Origin of the sequence: Paraburkholderia sp. J7 (assembly GCF_905220155.1) — a bacterium.
Classification (GTDB): Bacteria; Pseudomonadota; Gammaproteobacteria; order Burkholderiales; family Burkholderiaceae; genus Paraburkholderia.
This window is the reverse complement of sequence record NZ_CAJMYZ010000004.1, coordinates 194,789-219,795: the sequence shown is the minus strand read 5'-3', so window position 1 is coordinate 219,795 and position 25,007 is coordinate 194,789. Positions and strand designations below refer to the sequence as shown.

The 25,007-nt window shown below is 65.0% G+C and carries 24 protein-coding genes; 15 read left to right on the top strand and 9 right to left on the bottom strand.

The genetic code is table 11. The features are described from left to right. The first annotated feature begins 62 nt into the window (after positions 1–62). Positions 63–1,802 (top strand): 6-pyruvoyl-tetrahydropterin synthase-related protein, encoded by a 1,740-nt coding sequence (locus tag U5A58_RS08495; protein ID WP_321961099.1) that lies wholly within the window; start codon positions 63–65, stop codon positions 1,800–1,802. Positions 1,803–1,905: 103 nt separating this feature from the next. Here the strand turns inward: U5A58_RS08495 and U5A58_RS08490 are convergent, their stop codons facing one another. Together U5A58_RS08490 and U5A58_RS08485 are read right to left on the bottom strand one after the other, a co-directional pair. After that, complete coding sequence (locus U5A58_RS08490; protein WP_321961098.1) at positions 1,906–2,838, bottom strand: glycosyltransferase family 2 protein; 933 nt, start codon at positions 2,836–2,838, stop codon at positions 1,906–1,908. Between the two features lie 180 nt (positions 2,839–3,018). Beyond that, positions 3,019–4,269, bottom strand: coding sequence for a glycosyltransferase family 4 protein (locus U5A58_RS08485; RefSeq protein WP_321961097.1), 1,251 nt, complete (start codon positions 4,267–4,269; stop codon positions 3,019–3,021). A gap of 239 nt (positions 4,270–4,508) precedes the next feature. On the opposite strand from U5A58_RS08485, the gene U5A58_RS08480 reads away from it, so the two are divergent. The 7 genes from U5A58_RS08480 (at position 4,509) to U5A58_RS08450 (ending at position 13,318) form a co-directional block, all read left to right on the top strand. Further along, positions 4,509–5,675: a glycosyltransferase family 4 protein gene (locus U5A58_RS08480; protein ID WP_321961096.1), complete on the top strand. Its 1,167-nt coding sequence runs from the start codon at positions 4,509–4,511 to the stop codon at positions 5,673–5,675. 312 nt (positions 5,676–5,987) lie between these two features. Then, a complete protein-coding gene (locus U5A58_RS08475) occupies positions 5,988–7,250 on the top strand; it encodes a glycosyltransferase family 4 protein (protein ID WP_321961095.1) in 1,263 nt (420 codons plus the stop codon). A gap of 133 nt (positions 7,251–7,383) precedes the next feature. Then, the gene (locus tag U5A58_RS08470) at positions 7,384–8,703 is read left to right on the top strand and encodes an FAD-binding oxidoreductase (RefSeq protein WP_321961094.1); all 1,320 of its coding nucleotides are present in this window, start codon (positions 7,384–7,386) and stop codon (positions 8,701–8,703) included. After that, a complete protein-coding gene (locus tag U5A58_RS08465; protein WP_321961093.1) occupies positions 8,703–9,446 on the top strand; it encodes an SDR family oxidoreductase in 744 nt (247 codons plus the stop codon). The genes U5A58_RS08470 and U5A58_RS08465 overlap by 1 nt, the downstream gene beginning before the upstream one ends. Beyond that, positions 9,443–9,868 carry a GtrA family protein gene (locus tag U5A58_RS08460; protein ID WP_321961092.1) on the top strand — a complete coding sequence of 142 codons (426 nt, stop codon included), beginning with the start codon at positions 9,443–9,445 and terminating at the stop codon, positions 9,866–9,868. Before U5A58_RS08465 ends, U5A58_RS08460 begins: the two co-directional genes overlap by 4 nt. Before the next feature lie 168 nt (positions 9,869–10,036). Then, positions 10,037–11,467 carry a UbiA family prenyltransferase gene (locus U5A58_RS08455; protein ID WP_321961091.1) on the top strand — a complete coding sequence of 477 codons (1,431 nt, stop codon included), beginning with the start codon at positions 10,037–10,039 and terminating at the stop codon, positions 11,465–11,467. Between the two features lie 141 nt (positions 11,468–11,608). Beyond that, the gene (locus tag U5A58_RS08450) at positions 11,609–13,318 is read left to right on the top strand and encodes a glycosyltransferase family 39 protein (protein ID WP_321961090.1); all 1,710 of its coding nucleotides are present in this window, start codon (positions 11,609–11,611) and stop codon (positions 13,316–13,318) included. Here U5A58_RS08450 and U5A58_RS08445 read toward each other — a convergent pair. Further along, positions 13,315–14,460, bottom strand: a complete 1,146-nt coding sequence (locus tag U5A58_RS08445) for an acyltransferase (protein WP_321961089.1) — start codon at positions 14,458–14,460, stop codon at positions 13,315–13,317. The genes U5A58_RS08450 and U5A58_RS08445 overlap by 4 nt on opposite strands. Before the next feature lie 191 nt (positions 14,461–14,651). On the opposite strand from U5A58_RS08445, the gene U5A58_RS08440 reads away from it, so the two are divergent. Continuing rightward, positions 14,652–15,755 carry a glycosyltransferase gene (locus U5A58_RS08440; RefSeq protein WP_321961088.1) on the top strand — a complete coding sequence of 368 codons (1,104 nt, stop codon included), beginning with the start codon at positions 14,652–14,654 and terminating at the stop codon, positions 15,753–15,755. A gap of 132 nt (positions 15,756–15,887) precedes the next feature. After that, the gene (locus U5A58_RS08435; protein WP_158757106.1) at positions 15,888–16,022 is read left to right on the top strand and encodes an entericidin A/B family lipoprotein; all 135 of its coding nucleotides are present in this window, start codon (positions 15,888–15,890) and stop codon (positions 16,020–16,022) included. 35 nt (positions 16,023–16,057) lie between these two features. Here U5A58_RS08435 and U5A58_RS08430 read toward each other — a convergent pair whose 3' ends face one another. Then, complete coding sequence (locus U5A58_RS08430) at positions 16,058–16,186, bottom strand: hypothetical protein (protein WP_321961087.1); 129 nt, start codon at positions 16,184–16,186, stop codon at positions 16,058–16,060. A gap of 342 nt (positions 16,187–16,528) precedes the next feature. Here U5A58_RS08430 and U5A58_RS08425 point away from each other — a divergent pair, with 342 nt between their 5' ends. Continuing rightward, positions 16,529–16,984, top strand: a complete 456-nt coding sequence (locus U5A58_RS08425) for a host attachment protein (RefSeq protein ID WP_321913042.1) — start codon at positions 16,529–16,531, stop codon at positions 16,982–16,984. Positions 16,985–17,056: 72 nt separating this feature from the next. Here U5A58_RS08425 and U5A58_RS08420 read toward each other — a convergent pair whose 3' ends face one another. The 4 genes from U5A58_RS08420 to U5A58_RS08405 all read right to left on the bottom strand — a co-directional run bounded on the left by U5A58_RS08420 (position 17,057) and on the right by U5A58_RS08405 (position 21,461). Beyond that, positions 17,057–17,233, bottom strand: coding sequence for a DUF1427 family protein (locus tag U5A58_RS08420; protein WP_321913043.1), 177 nt, complete (start codon positions 17,231–17,233; stop codon positions 17,057–17,059). Between the two features lie 27 nt (positions 17,234–17,260). Continuing rightward, complete coding sequence (locus U5A58_RS08415; RefSeq protein WP_321961086.1) at positions 17,261–18,229, bottom strand: zinc-binding alcohol dehydrogenase family protein; 969 nt, start codon at positions 18,227–18,229, stop codon at positions 17,261–17,263. Between the two features lie 230 nt (positions 18,230–18,459). Further along, on the bottom strand, positions 18,460–20,037 hold the full coding sequence (locus U5A58_RS08410; RefSeq protein ID WP_321961085.1) for a hypothetical protein: 1,578 nt from the start codon (positions 20,035–20,037) through the stop codon (positions 18,460–18,462). Between the two features lie 536 nt (positions 20,038–20,573). Beyond that, entirely contained in the window at positions 20,574–21,461 is an 888-nt protein-coding gene (locus U5A58_RS08405; protein ID WP_321961084.1) for an MBL fold metallo-hydrolase, read from the bottom strand. A gap of 116 nt (positions 21,462–21,577) precedes the next feature. Between U5A58_RS08405 and U5A58_RS08400 the strand changes: the two genes are divergently transcribed. The 4 genes from U5A58_RS08400 to U5A58_RS08385 are packed head-to-tail and all read left to right on the top strand — an operon-like array spanning position 21,578 to position 24,459. Beyond that, positions 21,578–21,925 carry a metalloregulator ArsR/SmtB family transcription factor gene (locus U5A58_RS08400; protein WP_321961083.1) on the top strand — a complete coding sequence of 116 codons (348 nt, stop codon included), beginning with the start codon at positions 21,578–21,580 and terminating at the stop codon, positions 21,923–21,925. Continuing rightward, on the top strand, positions 21,922–22,356 hold the full coding sequence (locus U5A58_RS08395) for a YeeE/YedE family protein (protein ID WP_321913048.1): 435 nt from the start codon (positions 21,922–21,924) through the stop codon (positions 22,354–22,356). The genes U5A58_RS08400 and U5A58_RS08395 overlap by 4 nt, the downstream gene beginning before the upstream one ends. 1 nt (position 22,357) lies before the next feature. Then, a complete protein-coding gene (locus tag U5A58_RS08390) occupies positions 22,358–22,810 on the top strand; it encodes a YeeE/YedE family protein (RefSeq protein WP_321961082.1) in 453 nt (150 codons plus the stop codon). 29 nt (positions 22,811–22,839) lie between these two features. Next, complete coding sequence (locus tag U5A58_RS08385) at positions 22,840–24,459, top strand: TIGR01244 family sulfur transferase (RefSeq protein WP_321961081.1); 1,620 nt, start codon at positions 22,840–22,842, stop codon at positions 24,457–24,459. 30 nt (positions 24,460–24,489) lie between these two features. Here U5A58_RS08385 and U5A58_RS08380 read toward each other — a convergent pair whose 3' ends face one another. Beyond that, positions 24,490–24,870 (bottom strand): DUF5594 family protein, encoded by a 381-nt coding sequence (locus U5A58_RS08380; protein WP_321913051.1) that lies wholly within the window; start codon positions 24,868–24,870, stop codon positions 24,490–24,492. Between the last annotated feature and the right edge of the window lie 137 nt (positions 24,871–25,007).

The following is a 25,007-nucleotide window of genomic DNA, read 5'->3' as shown; positions in this document are numbered from 1 at the left end:
CATAACGGGATTGTGTCCACCTGCCGTCAATCAAGCGCCGTCCAACGTCATCATCACGTTCCATGAACCAGGTTCCTCTTTCTAAAGAGCTGACTCAGAAACGCACGCCCGATACGCTGCGCGCTTTCCAGTTCTTCAGCGGCGCACAGTTGCTGACTGGCCTGTCCCTCGCAGCGTTGCTCGGCTACGTTCTTGTCGTGCTGTTCGGCCCGATCGCCCGCGGTGGAGACACCTACTATGCGTTTTCGCGTCTGTACATCTGGACAGCTGCGCTTCGCGCGGGCGACGTGCTGTCCACCTGGACGCCGGTCGACGCAAACGGCTTCGGCTCGCCGGTCCCCTTTTTCTACAACAAGACTTTCAGTCTCGTTGGCGCACCCATATCGCTCTTGTCCGGCGACGTCATCATTGCCTACCGGGTTGCCGAATTGTTCTTCTCGGCGCTCCTGTTTGCCGGCGTTTATGCCTGCGCAAGGCGGCTGACGGCGGACCGCACGTCGTGCATCGTGATCTCGACGCTGTCGCTGCTTGCGCCGTACATGATCGACCAGTCGATTTTCAACGGCAGCATGGCCGAGTTTTCGGGCATGGCGCTCGTGCCGTTCATCGCCGCGCTCACGCTCGACATGTATCGCGCGCGCCTGTCCGTCGTGCGCAGCGCCATATTCTTTGCACTCCTGCTTTTGCTGGCTCTCACGCACGTGCTCGTTTTTGCGATCGTGCTGGGCGTGCTCGTTCCGGCGCTTTTCGTCCTCTTTGTCAGAGCCCCTTCGAAGGCATGGGTGCCACTGTCTCTCACAGTCGTCGCCGCCGCACTTTTCGCAGCGCTCATCTACGTTCCGTTCAGTTACTGGAAGAACGACTTCTGTCCAGAGCAGGCGGCAATCTACAAGCAACCAATCGCGAACCTGCTGATCAGTCCCCGGGACATCTTCTGGCGCTACTACCATTCCGTGTTCGGTTGGCCGTTTTTCGCTTTGGCAATCCTGATCCCGGTTACGGCGCTGCGCTGGCGCCGGATCGACGATGCACGCGTTCGCACGGCATTCGCCATCGGCTGCGTCGTGCTGGCCATTCTGTTCATGATGACGCACCTCTCGCGGCCGTTCTGGCTGATATCGGGGCCGCTCGAATTCATCCAGTTCCCCTATCGTCTGCTGGCGGTTGCGGTGCCGCTGTGCCTGATCGCTGTGGCTGGCATGATTGACCAGTTCGAACCGCCAACACGGCGCGCTCTACAATTCGCACTTCTGCTTTGCGCGCTGTTCGTCACGGCGCGGCTGTTTGACCAGTACTGGCTGTACAACAAGATGCCCGCTGCCGAGCTGCGCCGTGAAGCGCCACCGGGGTCCACACATGGGCCTGACGCCGGCGGCGAATTTCTTCCTGCAAATTATCGATCGCAACTCGCCACGCTAGTCCTGGTCAATGCGTCTCCGACCAGCTTTTTGCCGGCCCGGCGCCCGCTCGTCGAAGCAAATGGCTGCTCGCACGACGACATTGCGCCCCCTGCGTATTTCGATCGACTGGTTATCCACGCGAGTTGCCCGTCTGGGGGCACGTTGCGCGTGAATCAGTTCTCGACCGCGTTTCTGACCGCCGATGCGCTCGACACGCAAGGCCGTACGCTCGTGCCCGTGAACGGCAATCCCGTAACAGTGAGCCAGGTCAGCGGTACCGAACCTCGCTTCATTGATTTTTCGCTGCCTGCGGGAAACTGGACGATTACGGTGAGAAAACGCAGCTATTGGGAACTCGTCGAGCTAGCCTGGCGGGCACAAATGGCCAGACTGTCGCACTGACCGGAAAGAGAGAGCGTACTGCGTGACGACTGACGCCTTCACGCAGTACACCTCTCCTGATGATCTGTTGAGATTTGATTTCCGGTGGGCCGGGTGCTCGCGCTCAATGCGCGGCGGTGCCCGCGCCCGGTAGGCAGGCGCGCCACGCCTTCGACGTGCGGACGATCGGCAGGATCTGCGAGAGCGCTCCGCGCTTCGCAAGGTATAACGTCAGGTGTCCAAAATAGATGAGGAGAAACGCGAGAAAACGCAGCGGCGCGCGCTCGATCACGCCATAGCGCTTCACGCCGATGTAAAGGCGCGCGGCCTCGCAGCACACCTGATAGCGGGTCAGGCCCGTCGTGATCTTCGTGCCGTTAAGCACGCCGCCGCCCGGCATCGTGTCGAGCGAGCGCATGCCGGGTTCCAGTTCGATCGTATAGCCGTGACGCAACGCGCGCAGGCACAGCTCAGCGTCTTCGGTGCCGAAAAAGATGTTCTCGTCCCAGAGATCACGCGTAAAAAGCGCGAGCGGAAACATCGAGCAATGCATGTTCACGCATTGCGGCACCTCGCCTCGCGTGAAGTAGCAGGCGAACGAGAGCCGCAAGGGCCAGCACTGGTGCAGATACGGGCCACTCGAGGCGCCGCCGGTCAGGATCGTCTTTGCTCGCTGCGCTTCAGGCAGATTCAGCAAATGCGCCGACGCCTGCTCGAAAAAGTCCGCATCGACGAGCACGTCGTCGTCGACGAACGAGACGTGGCTGCAATAGGGCGCCTGCTCGAGGCAATGCCGCACTGCGTTGTTGCGGTTCGCGCAAACGCCGCGCCGCGGACCGATCAAATAAACCACGCCCGGATGAGCGGCCACGGCCGCCTGATTCGCCGCCCGCACAGCCGGGTCCGGCGAATCGTCGCTGACGAATACGACCGCGGGCCGCAACGTGCAGCGATCGAGGTTGGCGAGGCAGGCTTCGAGGCGCTCGACGCGGTTCATCGTTGTGATGCATACGGCGAACGCCGGCGGCACTACGGATATGTTGGTATGTGTCGTCATTCTCGGCGCTCCTCGCGCGCAGGGGATCGTGAACTCGCGAACTGCTCCGGTGTGGCCGCAGGCAATGCACGCTCTGGCTGACCGGTGCAATGTCCGCATACCTGTGGGCTCGATCGTAGAAGCGTGCGCAGGCGGAGTCTGTACGCGCGCACACCCTCTCGTGGGGCAGCGCGCGCCGGCTCAGGCGGATTTGTCTGCCTTGTCGGCCTTGTCTGCATTACCCGCGCGCGCGAGCAACGCCTTCATCTGGTCGAGATAGCCGTCGACGGAAAAGCGCTTGGCGACTTCGGCGCGTGCCGCGAGCACGAGTGCGCTCGCCAGCGCAGGCGCGCGGCGCAAGGTTTCAATCGCATCGACGAGCGCCGCCGGATTGCCTGGCTGCACGAGCCAGCCGTTGCGCCCATGATTGATGATCTCTGTCACGCCTCCCGCCGCCGATGCGATCACCGGGCGGCCGGCCGCCATGCCCTCGACGACCACGCGGCCAAACGGTTCCGGTTCGGTCGACGTATGGAGGATGACGTCCACAGCTTTCATCCACTCGGGCATGTCATCGCGAAACCCGGCGAAGATCAGGCGGTCCTGCACGCCCAACCGCGCCGCCTGTTCGTGCAGCGCCTTCTCGTACGCCTCTTCGCCGAACATCGCAGAGCCAACGAGCACAAGATGCAGATCTGGCATGCGCGCGAGGGCTTCGAGCGCGATGTGCTGCCCTTTCCACGAAGCGAGCCGTCCGAACAGCCCGGCGAGATACACGTTTTCCGGCAGCCCGAACTGGCGGCGCAGCGTTGCCATGTCAGATGAATCCGCGCGGCTGAACGCTTCGAGATCGATCCCGTTGTGAACCACGGGCACGTCTTCCGGCGCGCAGTGCGCGAGCGTGACGAGTGAATCGGCCGAGGCGCGCGAGTTCGCGATCACGTGATCGACTGCGTAGCGCGTGAGCCAGCGCACGATGAGTCGTTGTAGCGGGCCGAAGTGTTCGCTCGACATGACGTCGTGCAAATACCAGACGATCCGCTTGCGATGCAGCGGCTTGCCGAGCGCGCCCAGAACGAGTGCCTTCTGCGTATTGAGGAAGAGGACGTCGAACGATTGCGCGTGCTGCGCGATCGTGCGCACCTGGCGCACGATGCCAGGCACCGCGCGAAGCCAGGACAGGCGCAGCGAGTCCTTGCGGATGCCCGATACGCTCGCCTCGCACGCGAGGCTCACCGGCACGCCGAGCGACTCGAGCCGCGTGCGAAACGGTCCGTCCGAGAGCAGCAGCACCTCGCGGCGCGCGCCCCACGTGGCCGCGAGCGGCATGAGCGAAAACTCCGCGCCTCCCAGTTGGCCGCTCTGATCGACGAACAACACGCTGGGCGCGTTGGTACGCGCAGTCGGCGGCGTCTGATCGGAGGAAACAACAACGGGGGCGAGAGTGTGCATGGCGGCAAATCCACTCGGTTGATCGATGCCTCGCGGCGAGGCGCGTTACCGGGTATGTCCGGCCACATTATTCACGCGGCTCGCGCGAAGCAGTGTGGTCGCCCGCACTTACGAACGATGAAGGCGGCTCTACGCTATGCATGAACACTGGTTTATGGACTTGCGCACGGCCAGAAGGCACCAGGCATCACCAGAAATCACCAGGAAACTACGGGAAGCTCCGGAGGAGAGTCGCTGTCATGAAAGTGGCCATCGTGCACGACTGGCTCGTCGTTTCTGGCGGAGCCGAAAAAGTGCTGCAACAGATCATCGAGTGTTTCCCTGACGCCGACTTGTTCAGCCTCGTGGACTTTCTCGACGACCGCTCGGTCGTGCGCGGCAAGCCCGTGCAGACGTCGTTCATCCAGCATCTGCCGTTCGCGCGGCGACGCTATCGCGGCTACCTCCCGCTCATGCCGCTCGCCATCGAGCAGTTCGATCTCGCCAGCTACGATCTCGTCATCACGAGTTCGTATGCCGTTGCCAAGGGCGTGCTGGTCGGCCCCGACCAAACGCACGTGAGCTACGTGCATTCGCCTATTCGCTACGCGTGGGACCTGCAGCATCAATATTTGCGCGAATCGCATCTCACACGCGGCATGCGCTCATGGGCCGCGCGCGCGCTGCTGCACTATTTGCGCAACTGGGACTCGCGCTCGGCCAACAGCGTGGACCAATTGCTGTGCAACTCGCACTTCGTCGCACGGCGCATCATGAAAACCTATCGGCGCGACGCCTGCGTCGTGGCGCCGCCTGTCGACGTGCAAGGGTTCGAACTGCACGCCGAAAAAGAAGACTTCTATCTGTGCGCGTCGCGCATGGTGCCGTACAAGCGCATCGATCTCATCGTCGAGGCCTTCGCGGCCATGCCGGAGCGCAAGCTCGTCGTGATCGGCGACGGGCCGCAGATGGCGGAGGTGCGCGCGAAGGCCACGCCCAACGTGAGCATTCTCGGCTATCAACCGTTCGAAGTCCTCAGGGATCACATGCAGCGCGCCAAGGCCTTCGTGTTCGCCGCAGAGGAAGACTTCGGCATTGCCATTCTCGAAGCCCAGGCCTGCGGCACGCCCGTGATCTGCTACGGCAAGGGCGGCGTGCTCGAAACCGTCATACCGCTTGGCGAACCCGAGCCGACCGGCATCTACTTTCCCGAGCAGACTGCGCAGTCGCTGAGCACGGCGGTCATGGCGTTCGACCGCAGTATCGACAGCTTCACGCCACAGGCGTGCCGCAAGAACGCCGAGCGCTTTTCGCCCGCGGTGTTCCGCCGTGCGTTCATGGTGGAAGTGATGCGAACGATTGCCGCACAAAGCGCGATGCGCGATGCGCTGCACACCGAAGACGACCTGCGTCTGAGTGTGCGATAGCGCACGTAGCATCATCTGCCTCTTGCATGCCCGTGCGTCGCGCGGCACGGGCACGCCTTCGCCAATGTCCGCCAGCTTTCCTGCACGGCACCGACGCCGCGCCTCGCGTTGCCATGCCCCTTGCTTTGCATAGCTAAGCAATTCCGGCCCATGCCGGCGCACACCATTCAGTTAGCTAACAGATACCCAGGAAATCGCAGGCAAATGTAATGCCAACGTCAGTTGGGGTAAGTGCGCAGGGGCACGCATGCCAATTGATTCGCCACGAATAATAGCCAGCAGAAAAACCTACTTCTCGCTGGTAAAACTTTCATGTTCAAAGAAACGACTCAGGCAACCCCGCCCATCCTGGCGCAGGGCATGCTCGCAAATGCGGAGGCGTATGGGGAATCACTCGGGCAAACCCATGCGCGACAGGAAGCAGCGAGCGTTCTGTTCGTCGACCAGAGCGGCCAACTGGGCGGCGCCGAATTCTCGCTCATGCCGCTCGCGGCCACGTGGGGGGCGCGCCGAGAAGTCCTGTTGCTCTCGGACGGCCCTTTTCGCGAGCGGCTCGAATCGCTCGGCGTGCCGGTGAGCCTCGCGTGCGAGGCGAGCGTATCGGACATCCGCAAGGACACGCTGCGTTTGTCGTGGCTTGGCGCACTGCCGGGCATCTTGCGCCAGGTGCGCGCCATCGCGCGCCACGCGGAAGGCTACGACATCCTCTTTCTCAACACGCAAAAGGCGCTCGTGCTCGGCGCGCTCGGCAAGCCGCTGCATCGCAAGCCCATTGTCTGGCACCTGCACGACATCATGTCGAGCGAGCATTTCGGCCCGCTGCAACGGCTCATCGTGCGCTGGCTCACGCGCTATGCGGTCGATCACGTGATCGCGAACTCGCGCGCCTCGGCCGATTCGCTGATCGCGCTCGCGCAGTGCGCGCCCGAAGACGTGCCGGTCGTGCATAACGGCGTGGATCTCGAAGAGTTCCGCTGCAAGGACGCACCAGATATGGCCGCGCTGCGTCAACAGTTCGGACTGCCGGCGAACGTGTATCTCGCGGGGCTGTTCGGCCGCCTCGCGCCGTGGAAGGGCCAGCACATTGCGCTCGAAGCGCTGGCGCGCATACCGGACCTGCATCTCGTGCTGGTCGGCTCGGCCCTCTTCGGCGAAGAGGAGTACGTGAAATCGCTGCACAGCCAGGCCGCGCGGCTGGGCGTGCAGGACCGCCTGATCTTCGCCGGGTTCCGCGACGACATGCCCGCGTGGATGAAGGCCGTGGACGTGATCCTGCACACGTCGACCGAGCCAGAGCCATTTGGCCGCGTGATCATCGAGGGCATGGCGGCGGGCCGGCCCGTGATCGCGGCAGCGGCCGGCGGCGTGACCGAGATCGTGCGGCACCGCACCAACGGTTGGCTCGTGGCGCCGCGCGACGTCACTGCGCTCGCGGATGCGATCGCCATCCTGCGCGCCGCCCCCGAAATGGCCGATCGCCTCGCAAACCAGGCGCTGGATGATGTCGCGCAACGCTTCTCAGTGGAAGCCTACCTCGAGCAAATGAAGCGGATGATCGCAAACATCGTCGATTGAGCGCGCAAGCAATCGGACAAAGGGCACGGAGGGCACGTGCGCGAGCGCGCGTTGTGTGCCTCTGCTAACGGTTGGCGGATAACGGCGTGGCTAAGATGGGATCATTTTCAACCTCTCCAATCGTCCGCACATTATGAGCGCCGCCAAGCTCAATTCCTGGGGCCACTACCCGTATGCGCCGCAGACAGGCCCCGCGCCTGGCTGGCGCGAGGGCGTGCAGGGCGTGCTGCGCGACACGGGCACGCGCTTTGGCACAACGCTGCCGTTCGGCAACGGGCGCAGCTACGGCGACAGTTGCCTCGCGGCGACCGATCATGTCGTCGCGCTGCGTGGCCTCGACCGCTTCATTGCGGCGGACTGGAAAAGCGGCGTCCTGCGCGCGGAGGCCGGGGTGACGCTGGGCGAAGTGCTCGCGCTTTCGGTCCCGCGAGGCTGGATGCTGCCGGTCACACCCGGCACGCAGTTCGTGACGCTGGGCGGTGCGGTGGCCAACGACGTGCATGGCAAGAACCACCACGTGCGCGGCACGTTCGGGCGACACGTCCGCCGCTTTTCGCTGCTGCGCTCAGACCGCGAGCCGCTCGAGTGCGCGCCCGACGAAAACACGGATCTGTACCGTGCGACGATCGGGGGCCTCGGGCTCACGGGCATTGTCGAGTGGGTCGAGCTGCAGTTGATGCCGGTAGCCTCCAGTCACCTCGCGATCGAGACGAGGCCTTTCGGCAATCTCGACGAATTCCTGGTCCTGTCGCACGAACTCGACACACAGCACGAGTATGGCGTGGCGTGGATCGACTGCCTGGGTCGCGGCGCATCGCTTGGCAGGGGCATTTATGTTTGCGCCGATCACGCCGCCGACCAGTGCTTCGAAATGCCGGAGCGGCGCGAGCGGCGCGTGCCGTTCGCGCTGCCGTGGTCGCCGGTGAACCGCTACACGCTCAAGCTCTTCAATACGTTCTACTACCGGCGCGAGGCCGCGAAGGCCGGCGCTGGCGTCGTCGACTACGCGAGCTACTTCTACCCGCTCGACAGCATCCAGAACTGGAATCGCCTCTATGGGCGGCGCGGCTTCCAGCAATACCAGCTCGTCGTGCCGGATGCGACGGCGCGCGACGCGCTGCATGCGTTCCTGAACACCATCGCGTCGACGAATGCCGGCTCGTTTCTCGCGGTGCTCAAGCGCTGCGGCCCGCTCGTCTCGCCGGGCCTTTTGTCGTTCCCGATGCAGGGCATCTCGCTCGCACTCGACTTTCCGCAGCACGACACCCGCAATGCCGCCCTCTTCGCACGGCTCGACGCGATCGTGCGCGAAGCGGGCGGCCGTCAATATCCGGCCAAGGACGCCCATATGAGCGGTGCGGATTTTCGCGCCGCCTATCCGGACTGGCAGGTACTCGAACAACTGCGCGACCCCGCCTTGATGTCGCGCTTCTGGCAAAGGACAACCCGGTAATGGACAAAAACATTCTGATCGTCGGCGGCTCTTCCGCAATCGCGGTGGCCTGTGCACGCGAATGGGTCAAGCTCGGCGCGAACTTCATGCTGGCCGGCCGCCATCCCACGCGGCTCGAGGCCGTCGCCCAGGACCTGCGCGTGCGCGGCGCGGGCCACGTCGGGACCTTCGTACTCGACGTCAACGACTTCGACCAGCATCGCGCGATGCTCGACTCGGCCGTGAACGAACTTGGTCGCATTGACATCGTGCTGCTCGCGCACGGCACGCTCTCCGACCAGTCCGAGTGCGAGCGCGACCCGCAGGCTGCCGTGCGCGAAATCACGGTCAATGCGCTTTCCACGATCGCGCTCCTCACGCTGCTTGCCGGCCTGTTCGAAACGCAGAAGAGCGGCTCGATCGCCGTGATCTCGTCGGTGGCAGGCGACCGCGGGCGGCCCTCGAACTACGTCTACGGCACCGCCAAGGCGGCCGTGACGACCTTCTGCGAAGGGCTACGCGCGCGCCTCTTCAAGTCGAACGTAAAGGTGCTGACGATCAAGCCCGGCTTCGTGAATACGCCGATGACAGCCGGCCTCGCGTTGCCCGGCCCGCTGGTCGCCACGCCCGAGCGCGTGGCCGCGGACATCGTGCGCGCCGTGGAGCGCGGCAAGGATTCGATCTACACGCCATGGTTTTGGGCCGAGATCATGCTCGTGATCCGCTCGCTGCCCGGCTTCGTGTTCAAGAGGATCTCGCTATGAGCAGCCCGGCCGCCGCCATGACGCTCAGCAGCTCGCGACTGGTGTTCTGGTACACCGTGTTCGCCGCCATCTCGATCGGCGCGAACCTCGGCAGCCAGAGCCTCGCGTTTCACCTGTACCAGGGCCGGTATGCGGTGCCGATTTCGGTGTGCGTGGGCACTGGCGTCGGCCTCGTCGTCAAGTATCTGCTCGACAAAGCCTGGATCTTTCGCTACGAGCACCGCAGCGTCGCGCACGGCATGCGCACCTTCGCGCTCTATGTCGCCATGGGGCTCGGCACGACAGTCGTTTTCTGGGTCGTGGAGTTCGGCGCGGACGCGCTCTTTCACGGCGAAACCGCCCGGCTCGCAGGCGGCGCGCTTGGTTTGGTAATCGGTTATGCCACGAAATACCACCTCGACAAGCACTTCGTGTTCGCCTGAGCGCAGGCGCGGCGCCCGGTGGTGCGTTGCCGCACAGAGTCCGCGCGCCGCCGTCGCTACGATGGCTTCACGCTCCGGAACGCGTGCGCGACGCGTTTGCGCCTCGCTCCGGCCAATGCAGCAGCAGCCGGCGCCTCGACCGATACCGTGCCGGCACGGAGAGAGATAATGGCCACTCCCGCAGCCACCGCTGTGCCGATTTGCGTGGACCTGGACGGGACGCTCACGCGCACCGACTTGCTGTTCGAAGCCTTCTTCGTACTGTTCAAGCAGAACCCGCTGTCGATCTTCCTGTGCATCGCGTGGGCGCTGCGCGGACGCGCTTATCTAAAAGAGCAGATTGCACAGCGCGTGAACATCGACGTGGGCGTGCTGCCCTACAACACCGAACTCCTCACGTGGTTGCGCAACGAGCGCTCGAACGGACGCGACCTGTATTTGTGCACGGCCACCAACCAGCGTCTCGCGTCGCAGATCGCCGCGCACGTCGGCCTCTTCACCGGCGTGTTCGCGAGCACGGCCAGCAACAACCTGCTCGGCAAGAACAAGGCACAGGCGCTCGTCGAGCAGTTCGGCGATCAAGGCTTCGACTATTGCGGCGACGCACGCGCCGACGTGCCCGTCTGGCAAAAGGCTCGCCAGGCGATCGTGGTGGGCGACAAGCATATTGCCGCCGTGGCGCGCAAGGCGAACGCGGCCACCATCTTCTTCGAGCAAAAACGCCAGTTGATCCCGCTCGTGCTCAAGGAAATGCGCGTGCATCAGTGGGTGAAGAACGTGCTGATCTTCGTGCCGCTCCTCACCGCGCACCGCTTCACGGACCTGCATGCGGTCATCGCCGCGTGCGTGGCGTTCGCGTCGTTCAGCCTGCTCGCGTCGTCCGTGTATCTGCTCAACGACATGCTCGATCTCGACGCCGATCGCCGCCACGCACGCAAGCGCACCCGGCCGTTTGCGTCGGGGCGGCTCACGCTGAAGTTCGGCATCGTGCTGACTATCGTGCTGCTCCTTGCCGGCGCGGGACTCGCCACGCTGCTGCCGTGGAAATTCGGTGTCGTGCTGGCCGCGTATTTCGCGGCCACGGTGGCCTACTCTTTCGCGCTCAAGCGCATGACGCTCGTCGACGTGTTCACGCTTGCATGCCTCTACACCGTGCGCGTGATCGCCGGCGGCACCGCCACGGGCATTCCGCTGTCGTACTGGCTGATTCTCTTCTCCGTTCCGATCTTCCTCTCGCTCGCCATGGTCAAGCGCTACGTCGAGCTCGACATGATCCTGCGCGAAGGCAAAGCCGAAGCGGCAGGCCGCGGCTACATCACGCAGGACATGTCGATCCTGCGCTCGTTCGGCACGGCTTCGGCCTATCTCGCCGTGCTCGTGCTCGCGCTGTACATGAATACGCCCGAAATGCGGCAGTTGTACCAGCATCCGCAGGCGCTGTGGGCCACGTTCGCGCTCACGCTCTTCTGGGTGAGCCGGATCTGGATGTGCGCGTTCCGCGGCAACATGCACGACGACCCGATCGTATTCGCGTTCAAGGATCGCGCAAGCCTGGGCGTCCTCGCTCTGTGTGGGATGAGCATGCTGATCGCCATCTAGCCGCGCAGCGTGCGCGGGTCACGACAGGGCCGCCCTTCGCCGCCCTTCGTGCGGCGCGAGGCGCGCAGCGATAAACGAACCATACCTATCGACTTCCGTTTTCGCGCGGCCGAACGCCCGCGCAAGCAGAGACGCGCCCGGATGAATCAAAAGACTGCTGCCTCGCAATGGCAATTCGCAAGCCGTCCGCTCGAGCATGCGCTCGTTGCGTTGCCGGCGATCGTGTGGGTACTCGCTGTGACCCTCGCCAATCCCACGGGCGCCTTCCCGCTCAACGACGACTGGTCGTACGCGCAAACCGTGCACCGCCTGCTCGAGACCGGCCAGTTCCGCCCGCTCGGCTGGACCTCGATGACGCTGATTGGCCAGGTCTTGTGGGGCGCACTCTTTTGCTTACCCTCCGGGTTTTCGTTCGAATCCCTAAGGATTTCCACGCTGGTTGCCGGTGCGCTGGGGCTGTTCGCGTTCGCCGCCTTGTTGCGCGCGCTCGGCTGCAGTCGGCGCAGCATGACGCTCGCGACCCTCGCGCTCGGCTTCAATCCGCTCTACTTCGCGCTGTCGTTCACGTTCATGACCGACATCGGGTTCACCGCGCTCGCGCTGGGCTCGACCTTGAACTTTTGCCGGTATCTCACCGAGAGGCGAATGCGGCACCTGGCGCTGACGGTCGTGCTCTGCCTCGCCGCATTGTCGATACGGCAGACCGCGCTCTATCTGCCCGCTGCGATGCTGCTCACGCTCGCCCTCGAACGCCGCCGCGACTTCGCCGCCATAGGCGTATCGCTGGGAATTGCCGTGGCGAGCGGCGCCTTTCTGTATGGCCTGCGCGCCTTTCTCGCCGCGCACGACGCGACTCCCGTGCTATACGACATGGCGTACGACACGCTCGCCACGCAAGTGGCCACGCCCGGCAGGCTGCTGCTGAGTGCCGTGCTGAAGCTGAGCGCATTGGCCGCCTACCTCGGGTGGTTTCTGTTTCCCGTACTGGTATGGCGCCTGCCCCGAACCGTGCGCCGCGCCCGCCAGTGGGGCGTACGCCGTGCGGCATTGATTGCGGCGGGCGTTGCGGGCCTCGCCATCTGGATCGCGATGATATCGCTCGAGCGCAGCATGCCAGTCGCCGGGAACGTCATCGCAGCGACGGGCATTGGTCCTGTGCTGCTCAGCGACGGCCCGTACCCGGCCGCTTTCGCCCTGCCGCATGCGTTCTGGGTCTTCGTCACGCTGATCTCGGTTGCCGGCGCGATCATGCTCGTGCTCGAATTGTCGCTGGCGTGCGCCGCGCTTTTCGCACCTCAACGCTCGAAGCTCGATGCTCGCGCTCGCGGTGTGCGCGTCTTCCTTTTGTCGTCGGCGGCGATCTATGTAGCGCCTTTCCTCGCGTCGCATTTCTACGACCGCTATCTACTACCTGTCAGCTTCCTGCTGCTTGCACTGCTCGTGATCGACGACCCGCGCAACCCGGCTCGCAAACGCGAACCGGTCGGCTCGCGCGCGGCGTCGTTCGCGGCTGTTGTCACGCTCGCCGCGATGGGGCTGTTCAGCGTAATGGCAACGCACGACTACATGAGCCTGAATCGCGCCAGGTGGTCACTTCTCGACGACCTCACGGCTCGCGGCGTCGCTGCCGATCGCATCGACGGCGGCTTCGAGTTCAACGGCTTTTACCTGTACGACCCGAGCTATGTCGCGAAGCCGCAGCGCGGCTTCTGGTGGATCTACGACAATCAATACGTCGTCCGCTTCACGCATTTGCAGGGATATCGCGAAGTGAACCGCGCAGAGTTCGCCAGGTGGCTTGCGCCGCGCGAGCCCAGTGTGCTGCTGCTCGAGCGCGATAAGACGAATTAACGCCGCCCGTCGACCGACAGCGGCGCCTGCGAAGGCAAGCTGGCGCGAGCGGCGCTGCGCCGTGCGGACATCTTGCGCAGCACGCCCATCGCCGGGCGCTCCACCAGCAAGTGGAAGGCATACGCAAGCGCAAGCGCGATGAGGAAGAAACCCGTCGACCAGAAAATGCTCACCGGCTTGATCGAATGAAAGCGCCAGGAAACCAGCGCGACGCAGACCGGAATATGCACGATATAGAGTGAATAGCTGAATTCGCCGACTTTCTCCAGCGCCCGCATGGCCAGAGAGCGGCTCGCAGGCGCATGGAGCATCCATTCGAGGAACGGCGCGAATGCGAGCGCCCAGAGCTGGAATTGCGCGTACTGCGTCGGCGCCGCGCAGCCCAACACGAGCATGAGTGGCGCCACGACGGCGACCACGCGGTTATTCAGGCGCACGCCCCGCACTTCGCGCTCGGCGATCCACGCGCCGAGATACCAGGCCGCCCAGTACGACGTGAACACGATGACGCCGCGCCGCTCCAGCAGCGCGTACGAAACCGCGCCCAGCACGACCAGCCCCGCGAGGGTCCAGTTCGAGCCGATTCGGCGGCGCACGGCGAACAGCAGCGGATAGAGCGCATAGAACTGGATTTCCAGCGACAACGTCCAGAGCGCGCCGTTCGAGCCATAGGTCGGCGCGGTGACGCCCTGGAGGGCGAGCAGGTTGCCCGCGAAGGCACTCAAGCCGACATCGCCGAGGCGGTCGTTATGCGGCCAGAAGTTGGCGCTGAAACTGTCGAGCGCGAAGGTCATCAGCAGCGCGAAGAACAGCACGGGATAGATGCGGATGAAGCGGCGCAGCAGGAAATCGCCTGCATCGAGCCGATAGAGCGGGTTGCGCGCGAGCCGCGCCGCATGGCCGCGATGAATGCAATAGCCGCTTATCACGAAGAAAATCGGTACGCCAATCGAGCCCCAGACGAACGGAATGGTCAGGTACGCCAGCACCGTGTCGAGCGAGAAATGCGTATAGTGGCCCGCCACGAAGTGCCGGATGCCTATCCACGCAATCACGCGGCAATGAAAGTACGCGACGATCATCGCCGCGATGCCGCGCATGGCCTCGACATTGCGAGTGCTGTCCGCGTGCCCGCTCGTCATCTGATAGCTCTTTGCGTAAGTTTCACGACACGTGCTCGCGGATAGGCCCGGCGCCGCCGCCGAAGACACCTCTGATTTAAGCAAAGCGTCGCCCGGCCCTCTGTGCGCGGCCATACACACCCCGCGCCGCAAAGGCGCCCCGCCGCCTTTGTATAATCGCGCATTCCTCTTTCCGGTCGCGGTTTCCTTTCATGCTCAGTTTCGCCCTCGGCTTTCTCGTTTCACTGCTGGTCACGCTGCTGATCGTGCGTTACGCGCATCTGCATGAAAGGTTCTCCGTCGACTCCGATCTCGTGGGCGTGCAGAAATTTCACGTGCGGCCCGTGCCGCGCATCGGCGGAACGGGCATTCTCGCGGGGCTCATCGTGGCGGCTGCGCAGTTGCACGGCGCGTATCCGGCCGTTTCGGGCGGCATACTCGGTATCGTCGCGTGCGGGCTGCCCGCGTTCGCCTCGGGGCTGATCGAAGACCTTACCAAGCGCGTTTCGCCGCTTGCGCGCCTGCTCTGCACGATGGCCGCCGCCGCGCTCGCGTTCTGGTTCCTCGGCATCGCGGTCACGCGCATCAGCGTGCCGCCGCTCGACTTCCTGCTTTCCTACGCGGCGATTTCCTTCGTCATCACGGTGCTCGCGGTCGCGGCGCTCGCCAACGCGATCAACATCATCGACGGTTTCAATGGCCTCGCTTCGATGGTCGCGTTCATGATGTTCGCCTCGCTCGCCTACGTAGCGTTCCAGGTGCACGACCCGGTGGTGCTCTCGGCGTCGTTCATCATGATGGGCGCGGTGCTGGGCTTCTTCATGTGGAATTTCCCGGCGGGCCTGATCTTCCTCGGCGACGGCGGCGCGTATTTCATCGGCTTCATGCTCGCCGAGCTGTCGATCCTGCTCGTCATGCGCAACCGCGACGTGTCGGCCTGGTATCCGGTGCTGCTCTTCATGTATCCGATCTTCGAGACGTGCTTCTCGATCTACCGGAAGAAGTTCGTGCGCGGCATGTCGCCCGGCATTCCCGACGGCGTGCACCTGCACATGCTCGTCTACAAGCGCCTCATGCGCTGGGTCGTGGGCGCGCGCAACGCACGCGAACTCACGCGGCGCAATTCGCTCACGTCGCCCTACCTGTGGCTGCTCTGCCTGATTGCCGTGATTCCGGCCACGCTGTTCTGGCGCCACACGCTGCACCTGTTCTGCTTCGTCGTGCTGTTCGCGCTCACTTACGTGTGGCTCTACGTGAGCATCGTGCGCTTTCGCTCGCCGAAATGGCTCGTCGTGCGCAGGACGCGCAGGCGCTGAAAACGGCTAGCTGCGCAAGCTCGGCGCATATGGCCCCGCTTCGCGCGTAGAATTGAAAGGAACGGCGGCGTGCATGCCTCATGCCCGCCGCCGCTTCTTTTCGACGTCCATTTCGATTCAGGGAGAGCCGATATGAGCCGTTATCTCGCGTTTGCGCTTGCACTGTTCGCCGTCACCCTCGCCGCCTGCAACACCATCGCTGGCGCGGGCGAGGACATCTCGAAGGGCGGACAAGCCATCACCAACTCGGCGGAAAAAGCCAAATAAGCCGCTTGTGGATGAGTCGCGGTGCGAGCGAGCGCTCACGCCGCGGCACCTTTGCGCAAGCGCGCGATTTCCGCCTCCAGTTTGCGCATACGCGCCTCGCGTTGCGCCGCTGCCTCTTCCAGTTCGCGAATGCGCGCCTCGCGCTCGTCTAACGCCGACTTCACGTCCGCCGCCTCGAAGCGCTGTGGAATAGGCTGCGCGCCGAGGAGTCGGCCGCGGCGGCCAAAGAGTAGTTTCTTCCGCTAAAAAAGATAATCCGGCAGCAACGAGAATCATCCTCTCGAATTCCGGAAAGAAAAACGGCCTGCGTGGGCATGCGGCTCGCGGGTCCGACGCCTAGCGCCACGCGCATGCCGGCGGCGCACGACGCACGTAATCGGGCGCGGCGGCATTTCCCGCGCCGTGCGGCCCGAAGCGCGCTACCCTTGATATTCACGCCGCGTGGCGCGAGTCCTCTCAACCGCCCGGCTGCCTCATGCGCCGGACGCCATGGCAGGGAGTCGAACATGTCGAAAACGATCTGGATTGTCGTCGCCAACCGTGTGACCGCGCGCATTTTCGCCGCAGAAAGCCCGCTGGGCGCCATCGACGAAGTCGAGACGCTGCTGCATTTGCAGGGCCGCATGCTCGATGAGAACCTCGTGACCGACAAACCGGGGCGCACCACCGACCGCGTCGGTTTCGGCCGCAGCGCGACCGATCCTGACACCAGCCAGCACGACCACGAAGCCACCGTGTTCGCCGCGGAGATCGCGACGACGCTCACGAAGGGCCGCAACGACGCGCGCTACGGCACGCTCGTGCTCGCGGCGCCTCCGGCGTTCCTCGGCGTGCTGCGCAAGGCGATCGACGCGCAAACGCGCAGCCTCGTCACGCTCGAACTCGACAAGGATCTTGCGGCGCTCGATGCGCGTGCGCTGCGCGCGCGCCTGCCCGAGCGGCTCGTGCGGGCCGAGGCATGAGCTAGCTGATCCGCAAAACGCGCGCGGGCCGCTATCCCGCGCGCGGGGCAACGATTGCCCCGCGCAGCCCGCTCACCCCGCAAGGTGCGCGACGCACGCGCGCACGAGGCCGATGACGTTTTCACCCGCCAGCATGCCGAGCAGCCCGACGAGCGCAATGGTCGGCGGCGCCGGCGACTTCACCTGCAGCACGTTGTAGAGCAGCCCCGCGAGCGCGCCGACCGCGAACGACACCAGATACCCCTTCATCGCCCTCTCCCGTTCGTCGTCCGGCGCTCACGCCATGTCGATCACGACGCGCCCGGGCGTGCCCGCCGCGACCGCCTCGTAGGCTTCGCGCGAGCGTGCGAGCGGAAAGTGCGCGGCCACGACGGGCGGCTCGAACCGGCCCGCATCGAACGCTTCGGCAATCGCGCGCATGAGCGGCGCGGATTCGACGACGCCGAGCTTCGCGCTATCGGCGCCGAGCAGCTGCGTTTCGTTGTGATAGAAGTCGATCAGATCGAACTCCACGCGCCGCTTGCCGGTTGCGCTGATCTCGACCACGCGGCCACGCCGCTTCGCGAGCGAGAGCGCCAGTTCGAACGCCACGCCGCCCACGGCGTCGTAGACCACGTCCGCGCCTGCGCCGCCCGTCAGTTCGCGCACGCGTTCGGCGGTGTGCTCGTCCATGGGCACGAAGGCGTCGATGAGACGCGCGGCCGGCGAACCGGCAAGCGGCGCCTCGCGGCCCACGCCGATCACGCGTGCGCCGCGCGCCTTCGCGATCTGCGTGACCGCGCCGCCCACGCCGCCCGACACGCCGATCACGGCGATCGTTTCACCTTCGGCGAGATGCGCGTAATCGACGGTGCCCAGCCACGCCACGACGAAGTTCACGCCAATGGACGCGGCCTGCGCGTGCGAAAGCGCCGCGGGCTTGCGCGCGAGCGCGGCCACTGGCACCTCGATGAACTCGGCGTGCGTGCCGTCGCGCGTGAAGCCGATGTCGCCGCCCGTGCCCCAGACCTCGACGCCAAGCCACTGGGCGGGGCCCGCCACCACCACGCCGCTGAAGTCGCGCCCCGGCACGCGCGGCGGCACCGTGTGCTCGAAATGGCCGGAGACGTTCTTCACATCGCTCGGGTTGACCGAGGCGGCGCGCACCTGCACGAGCGCGCTATCGGCGCCGGGCACGGGCGTGGGCAGATCGACGTATTCGAGCACCTCGGGCTTGCCGAAGGTCTTGAACTGGATGGCTTTCATGGCGGGACTCCGTGGGTTCAGGGGCGCCGCGCCCTTGCTTGAGTCAATGGCGGCGGCGCATTGAACGGAAGTCTAGATTGCCGGCATCCCGCCGAGTGGACAGATGCTTTCGAATTTCGGACAAAGAAGCGAGCGGCTCGCCAACGCAGAAAAAGGCCGCCATGTGTGGCGGGCCTTCTCCGCGTTCCCTCAGCTTGCCGACCGCGAAATCGGGCGCGACGGGCGCGAGGTCAACCGGCTGGATGGCACTTCTGGTTCTCGTAGAGCAACCATTCGCCGCTCCTTTGTACGACGGTCAGCGGGCAAAGGCGATTTGCCAGCAGCGCGTGCGGCAACGCCCCCGACGTCCGGACGAAGAAGTACCGGTACTGGTCTCCACGGTCGATATTCCAGTCGAATGTGTCCGGCAGCCAGGCGAGCCGGTCGGCCGACATCGAAAGCGAGCGCCGTTCGCGATACCGCACGGCTTGCGCCAACGAATCGGCGAAATTGTAGTCAACCAGACCTTGCTTGTCCGCCTGATACCAGGCTGCATAGTGCATGTAAGCAAGCGGATTCCCGGCGGCTGGGCTTACCGGATCCATGGTCAGGATAAGTGCGCGTTGCGCGGGCTCCGCCGAAGCGAGCACCGTTTCGAACGATGCGCTTTCCTTCGCGAAATCCAGCAGGCTTTTCGTCTGAACGCCGAAAAAGACCAGGCAGACAAGGGCGAGCGCCCCCTGGCCGACGAGATCGCGGCGGCGCCGTGCGTCGGTATCGTCGCCGGATGGCTCGCGGCGAACGAAGATGAATGCGTAGAACGGCAGCACGTATAGCGCAAAACGCTCGTACAAGAGATGCGTGCTCATGCCGCTGCTCGGAACAAACGCCCACATTGCGAGCAGCACGCCCAACGGCACGAGCGCGGCCGGTTCCCGCCGATTCAGCCGCAAGCCGAGCAGGTGCGCTGCCGCAAGTACGACGAGCGTCGCGACGATCATCGGCCATCGATGGGAGAACCCCGCGCCCCAGGTCGACATGAGAATCGAGGCGACACGGTGAACGATCTGCCCTTGCAAGAAGCTCGGCACGTCAGATTCGTAGGCCGATTGCGCGTTGTGATTCACGACCACGTAGACCGCGCACAGCAGCAAAAGGCCTGCGTACGGCACGAGCGCCAGCATCGTTTTCGACAGCTTGCGCCCACGGCCACGCACGAGGACGAACGTGCCGCCAATGGCATTGGCCACCAGAAAGACCAGTCCGTGCGCAAAGAACAGCGCCGTTCCGGCGAGAAACAGCCAGCCGGACGTCGACCTCGAGGGTCGATCAGCGTGACGCAGCGCAAGCAGCAGATAAAGTAGCCCGAGCGGCGTTGCCACCACGAAGGTGTAAAAACCCCATTGCCAGGCAAGCCCGAAGAAGCCCGGTACGAACAGCCAGTCGAGCCGGGCATCGCCATCGAATCGCCGGCGCAGCAGCACGCAGGCGAATACGAACGTGTAGTAGCTCAGCGTCAGCACCAGTTTGACCGCCGCGCTGACCGACATTACGAGCGTGAACGGCAACGCAAAAAGATAGCCGATCAGGTAGGGCGTAAACAGGTTGACCCGCATCAATTGATGCCAGGGCGACTTGCCGAGCATGAGGTCGTGCAACATCGCGACCTGCGCTGCATGCTGCGGGAGATCGACGAGGGGAGGCCTGGGTGCAACCCAGAACAGCAGGCCGCCATAAAGCACCGTTGCGACGAACAGGAACCGCACCGTCAATACGCGGCGGGCGAAACCGATCAGGGGGAGTTGGCGCGGCAACGAAGCTGTGTTCATCGAAACCCTCTCGATTCCTTGGAATGCTGGTGTGTCCAGCGGGCGTGGCGGTCAAAAAATCGCCTTTTCGATGAGCTGCCGACGCCGGTGACGCCCTCAGGCATACGGCACGGCGCAAAGGCAAGCCCGCACCAGCCGGCTTCCCGCATGGCCTGTTGCTCGGCGAACGCCGGCTCGCCAGCATGAGCGCGAGGACGCAAGCACGCTGTTTAGCGCCAGTAGCACGCGAAATACTAGGACAATGCCCGCGTTCACTAAGTACGCGAACGAACATACCCGCCTGTATCGGCTTACGGCCGCGCGCGCTCGGCCACAAAGGCAGAACATCCGGGGTGGCGGCGTCTGACCAGAAGAGAAGAGCCGGTTCGATCACAACCGGCGCAGATCGGTCACCGCAGCGAAGGCGGCGAGACGTGCACTTCGGAGTGCGCGCCTCAATGCGCCAATGCGACAAATCAGAGAAACGCTCCGTGGTCCGCCACGCTAGCGGGTCAGGCCAGGCGGATGGCAACGTGTGTCGCACATGAAACCGCGGCTCACAGCGCGTCGACCGGAATCTTCAGATAACGCACGCCATTGGCTTCGGGCTCCGGCATGCGGCCCGCGCGGATGTTCACCTGGATCGACGGCAGGATCAGGTTCGGCATGGCGAGCGTACGGTCGCGCGCGGTGCGCATCTGCACGAACGCCGCTTCGCTCACGGTCTCGTTCAGGTGGATGTTGCCGCTGCGCTGCGCGCTCACCGTGGTCTCGAAGCAGGGTCCGCGCGAAGCGGGCGGATAGTCGTGGCACATGAAAAGGCGCGTGTCGCCCGGCAGATCGAGCAACTTGCGCGCCGAGCGATAGAGCGTGTGCGCGTCGCCGCCCGGGAAGTCGCAACGCGCCGAGCCCACGTCGGGCATGAAGAGCGTGTCGCCCACGAACACGGCGTTGCCGATCTGGTAAGCGAGGTCCGCGGGCGTGTGGCCGGGCACGTGCAGCGCGCGGGCCTCCAAAGCGCCAACCTGGAACGTCTCGCCGTCCTGGAACAGCACGTCGAACTGGCTGCCGTCCGGGCTCAGCGTCTCGCCCAGATTGAACACCGCGCGAAACACGCCCTGCACGGCGCGAATATGCTCGCCAATCGCAATGCGCCCGCCCAACTGCGCCTTTAGATACGGCGCCGCCGAAAGATGATCGGCGTGCGCGTGCGTTTCCAGCAGCCACTCGACGCGAAGCCCGTATTCGCGCACGAACGCGATCACACGCTCGGCCGATTCCGTGGAAGTGCGGCCCGATTTCGGATCGTAGTCGAGCACCGGGTCGACGATCGCGCAGGCCGTGCCGCGCCCGGCGTGCACGACGTAGGTGACCGTGGCCGTGACGGGGTCGAAGAACGGCTCGACTTTGGGTTCGGGTGTTGGCAGCTGGGCTGGGTTGGACATCGCGGGCTCCGCAAAAGTGACCCTCTATTGAAACACATATTATAAATTTATATAATGTTTTTAGACAAAGTATAATGCGACGGATCGCCGTTTAACTTCGTCCATCGAGGCGACAAATGAACTCACCACTCGCTCCCGAAGCGCTCGCAGCCCTGCGCGAGTCCGCCGAAAAGTGCTGCGCGCTGCTCAAGGCGCTCGCGCACGAAGACCGTCTCCTGCTGCTTTGCCAGCTCACCGAGGGCGAGCGCAACGTCGGCGAGCTCGAGGAACTGGTCGGCGTGCATCAGCCGAGCCTTTCGCAGCATCTGGGCAAGCTGCGCGACGAAGGCCTCGTCGACACGCGCCGCGAAGGCAAATACATCTACTACCGCCTCGCGAGCCCCGAGGTCATCCAGGTCATGCAGACGCTGTCGAGCCTCTACTGCGGGCGGCTGAAGGTACAAGCGCAGGGACAAGCGTCATGAGCCTCGACCTCGCCCACTTCACGCCATACGCCTCGTTCGCGGGCGGCCTGATGATCGGCGCGGCCGCCGCGCTCTTCGTGCTCGTGAACGGCCGCATTGCGGGTATCAGCGGCTTGCTGGGCGGCTTGTTGCCAGGCTCGGGAGCCGAGCGCGGGGTGAATGCCGCATTCGTCGTCGGCCTCGTCGCCGCACCTTTGCTATGGCAGTTGCGTGCGGCGCTGCCGGCCATACAGATCGACGCGTCCGCGCTCACGCTCGTCGTGGCGGGGCTGCTGGTCGGCGTCGGCACGCGTTACGGGTCGGGCTGCACGAGCGGCCACGGCGTGTGCGGGATCGCGCGCGGCTCGCGGCGCTCGTTCGTCGCAACAGGCGCGTTCATGGCGGCGGGCTTCGCCACCGTGTTCGCCGTGCGTCACCTGGTCGGAGGCTGACATGCGAAAACTCAGCGCACTCGCGTGCGGTCTGCTGTTCGGTATCGGCTTGCTCGTCTCGGGCATGGCCAATCCGGCCAAGGTGCTCGGCTTTCTCGACCTCACCGGCACCTGGGACCCATCGCTTGCCTTCGTGATGGCGGGCGCCATCGCGGTCGCCGCACCCGCCTTCTGGCTCGCGCGCAGGCGAACAACCAGCCTCGCCGGCGCGCCGATTCAGTTGCCCACGTCGCGGCGTATCGATGGCCGGCTGGTCGGCGGCGCCTTGCTGTTCGGCGCGGGCTGGGGGCTCGCGGGCTTCTGCCCCGGCCCCGCGCTCGTCGCCGCGGGCGGCGGCCAGCCGCGCGCCTGGCTCTTCGTCGCCGCCATGCTCGCGGGCATGGCGATTTACGCGGTGCTGGAGCAGCGCCGCCGTTCGCAGGAAACCACATTGAGCAGCACCAAACCACACTAATCTGCGCCAGCCTCGGGACCAAAAATTACATGCAAATCACGCAACACGACGCGCGCTTCGCAAGCGCCGACCAGATCACACCCGACGACCTCGCCGCCATTCACGCGGCGGGCTATCGCTCGATCATCTGCAACCGGCCCGATGGCGAAGGCGGCGAAGCGCAGCCCACGTCGCAGGCGCTGCGCACGGCGGCGGCACAACTCGGCCTGCAGTTCGCCTATCTGCCGGTGAAGCCCGGCCAGATCACCGCCGACGCCGCCGCGCAGTTCGCCCAGTTGCTCGTCGACCTGCCCGGCCCCGTGCTCGCGTACTGCCGCAGCGGCAACCGCGCCACGAACCTCTATCGGCTCGCGCAGCAAGGCGCGCCGGTGTCAGCGGCCACTCAAGCCGCGACTGCCGCGCGCGCTGCGACGGCGGCCTGCGCGTGGGAAGGCGAAACCTGGGATGTGGTCGTGATCGGCGGCGGCACGGCGGGCATCGCCGTCACCGCGAGCCTGCTGCGCCGTGAGCCGAACCTGAAGATCGCCATCGTCGAGCCAAGCGATCATCACGACTATCAGCCCGCCTGGACGCTGGTCGGCGGCGGCGCCTATGACGTGACGAAAACGCGCCGCCCCATGGCGAGCGTCATGCCTGCGGGCGTGAAGTGGTTCCGCGCGGCCGCCACGCGCGTCGAGCCGGAGGCAAACGTCGTACAGCTCGACAGCGGCGTGCGCGTGGCCTACCGCCAGCTCATCGTGGCGCCGGGGCTGCGGCTCGCTTGGGAGCGCATTGCGGGCCTCACGGAAACGCTCGGCAAGAACGGCGTGACCTCGAACTATCGCTATGACCTCGCGCCCTATACCTGGCAGCTCGTGCAGCAGATGAAGGGCGGCACCGCCCTCTTCAGCCAGCCCGGCATGCCGATCAAGTGCGCAGGCGCGCCGCAAAAAGCCATGTATCTCGCCTGCGACCACTGGCGCCGTCAGGGCGTGCTTGGCAAGGTCAGCGTCGAATTCAATCTCGCGGGCGCCGTGCTGTTCGGCGTGGCGACCTTCGTGCCGCCGCTCATGGAGTACGTGAAGCGCTACAACGCGAATCTCGCGTTCTCGTCGAACCTTGTCGCCGTGGACGGCCCGGCGCGTCTCGCCACGTTCGAAGTGAAGGATGCGAACGGCAACGTCACGCGTGTGGAGAAGCGCTTCGACATGCTGCACGCCGTGCCGCCGCAGGTCGCGCCCGACTTTATCCGCGACAGCCAGCTCGCGGACGAGGCCGGCTGGTGCGAAGTGGATCACGCCACGCTCCAGCATCCGCGCTATCCGAACGTGTTCTCGCTCGGCGACGTGTGCTCCGCACCGAACGCCAAGACCGGCGCGGCCGCACGCAAGCAGGCCGTGATCGTGGCCGAGAATCTGCTCGCCGCGCGCGCAGGCGCGCCGCTCGCCTACCGCTACGATGGCTACGGCTCGTGCCCGCTCACCGTGGAAAAGGGCAAGGTCGTACTGGCCGAGTTCGGCTATGGCGGGCGCCTCTTGCCCACCTTCCCGCTCGACCCCACGCGGCCGCGCCGCCTCATGTGGCTGCTCAAGGCGAGCGTGCTGCCGAGCTTCTACTGGTGGGGCATGCTCAAGGGCCGCGAATGGCTCACGCGGGCGGCGCGCGGTTGACGAGATCGATGGGCATCGAGGGCTGCTGAATCAGCCCTCGAAATCGAGCCCGCCAAGCAGCACTTCCGGCTCGCCCTGCGTGCGCGATGCGAAATCGACGGGGCGAGCCGACTCCCATGACGCCAGCTTGCGCCCGGTCGCTTCGAGGTAGTGCTCGAAGCGCGCTTCGCCGCCGGGCTCCATGAGGCGCTCGATCTCCTCGGTGTCCCAGGTCAGCGAGACATTCAACGGATACCCATACGGATGCCGGTGCTCGTTCGCGAGACCGCGAAGGCGCACGCGCGTGGGATGGCCGTGCCCGGCGTTGGGCACGACGTCGACGTGCACCGAAGGTCCGAATTGTTTCGCCAGCTTCGCCGCAATACGCGGTGCGAATTCTTCCTCGAACCGGCGAACGGCTTCGATACTCATGCGCGGGGCGCTCCACGGAGGATTGACTGCGGGTTAAGGCGCTGTTGGCCGCGGCCGCGCAGCGCATCGTGCTGGCATCCTACCGCGCCGTCAGCATGTCAGCCAATGCCCGACAGCGCCTCGCGGCCAAGACCCTT

Excerpts from the sequence above, each read along its gene's own strand:
- U5A58_RS08410 (WP_321961085.1), bottom strand. The coding sequence starts at position 20,037 with ATGAACACAGCTTCGTTGCCGCGCCAACTCCCCCTGATCGGTTTCGCC.
- U5A58_RS08385 (WP_321961081.1), top strand. The coding sequence starts at position 22,840 with ATGCAAATCACGCAACACGACGCGCGCTTCGCAAGCGCCGACCAGATC.
- U5A58_RS08415 (WP_321961086.1), bottom strand. The coding sequence starts at position 18,229 with ATGAAAGCCATCCAGTTCAAGACCTTCGGCAAGCCCGAGGTGCTCGAA.
- U5A58_RS08475 (WP_321961095.1), top strand. The coding sequence starts at position 5,988 with ATGTTCAAAGAAACGACTCAGGCAACCCCGCCCATCCTGGCGCAGGGC.
- U5A58_RS08440 (WP_321961088.1), top strand. The coding sequence starts at position 14,652 with ATGCTCAGTTTCGCCCTCGGCTTTCTCGTTTCACTGCTGGTCACGCTG.
- U5A58_RS08490 (WP_321961098.1), bottom strand. The coding sequence starts at position 2,838 with ATGACGACACATACCAACATATCCGTAGTGCCGCCGGCGTTCGCCGTA.
- U5A58_RS08470 (WP_321961094.1), top strand. The coding sequence starts at position 7,384 with ATGAGCGCCGCCAAGCTCAATTCCTGGGGCCACTACCCGTATGCGCCG.
- U5A58_RS08485 (WP_321961097.1), bottom strand. The coding sequence starts at position 4,269 with ATGCACACTCTCGCCCCCGTTGTTGTTTCCTCCGATCAGACGCCGCCG.
- U5A58_RS08480 (WP_321961096.1), top strand. The coding sequence starts at position 4,509 with ATGAAAGTGGCCATCGTGCACGACTGGCTCGTCGTTTCTGGCGGAGCC.
- U5A58_RS08380 (WP_321913051.1), bottom strand. The coding sequence starts at position 24,870 with ATGAGTATCGAAGCCGTTCGCCGGTTCGAGGAAGAATTCGCACCGCGT.
- U5A58_RS08495 (WP_321961099.1), top strand. The coding sequence starts at position 63 with ATGAACCAGGTTCCTCTTTCTAAAGAGCTGACTCAGAAACGCACGCCC.
- U5A58_RS08425 (WP_321913042.1), top strand. The coding sequence starts at position 16,529 with ATGTCGAAAACGATCTGGATTGTCGTCGCCAACCGTGTGACCGCGCGC.
- U5A58_RS08390 (WP_321961082.1), top strand. The coding sequence starts at position 22,358 with ATGCGAAAACTCAGCGCACTCGCGTGCGGTCTGCTGTTCGGTATCGGC.
- U5A58_RS08465 (WP_321961093.1), top strand. The coding sequence starts at position 8,703 with ATGGACAAAAACATTCTGATCGTCGGCGGCTCTTCCGCAATCGCGGTG.
- U5A58_RS08455 (WP_321961091.1), top strand. The coding sequence starts at position 10,037 with ATGGCCACTCCCGCAGCCACCGCTGTGCCGATTTGCGTGGACCTGGAC.
- U5A58_RS08445 (WP_321961089.1), bottom strand. The coding sequence starts at position 14,460 with ATGACGAGCGGGCACGCGGACAGCACTCGCAATGTCGAGGCCATGCGC.
- U5A58_RS08395 (WP_321913048.1), top strand. The coding sequence starts at position 21,922 with ATGAGCCTCGACCTCGCCCACTTCACGCCATACGCCTCGTTCGCGGGC.
- U5A58_RS08435 (WP_158757106.1), top strand. The coding sequence starts at position 15,888 with ATGAGCCGTTATCTCGCGTTTGCGCTTGCACTGTTCGCCGTCACCCTC.
- U5A58_RS08450 (WP_321961090.1), top strand. The coding sequence starts at position 11,609 with ATGAATCAAAAGACTGCTGCCTCGCAATGGCAATTCGCAAGCCGTCCG.
- U5A58_RS08400 (WP_321961083.1), top strand. The coding sequence starts at position 21,578 with ATGAACTCACCACTCGCTCCCGAAGCGCTCGCAGCCCTGCGCGAGTCC.
- U5A58_RS08420 (WP_321913043.1), bottom strand. The coding sequence starts at position 17,233 with ATGAAGGGGTATCTGGTGTCGTTCGCGGTCGGCGCGCTCGCGGGGCTG.
- U5A58_RS08460 (WP_321961092.1), top strand. The coding sequence starts at position 9,443 with ATGAGCAGCCCGGCCGCCGCCATGACGCTCAGCAGCTCGCGACTGGTG.
- U5A58_RS08405 (WP_321961084.1), bottom strand. The coding sequence starts at position 21,461 with ATGTCCAACCCAGCCCAGCTGCCAACACCCGAACCCAAAGTCGAGCCG.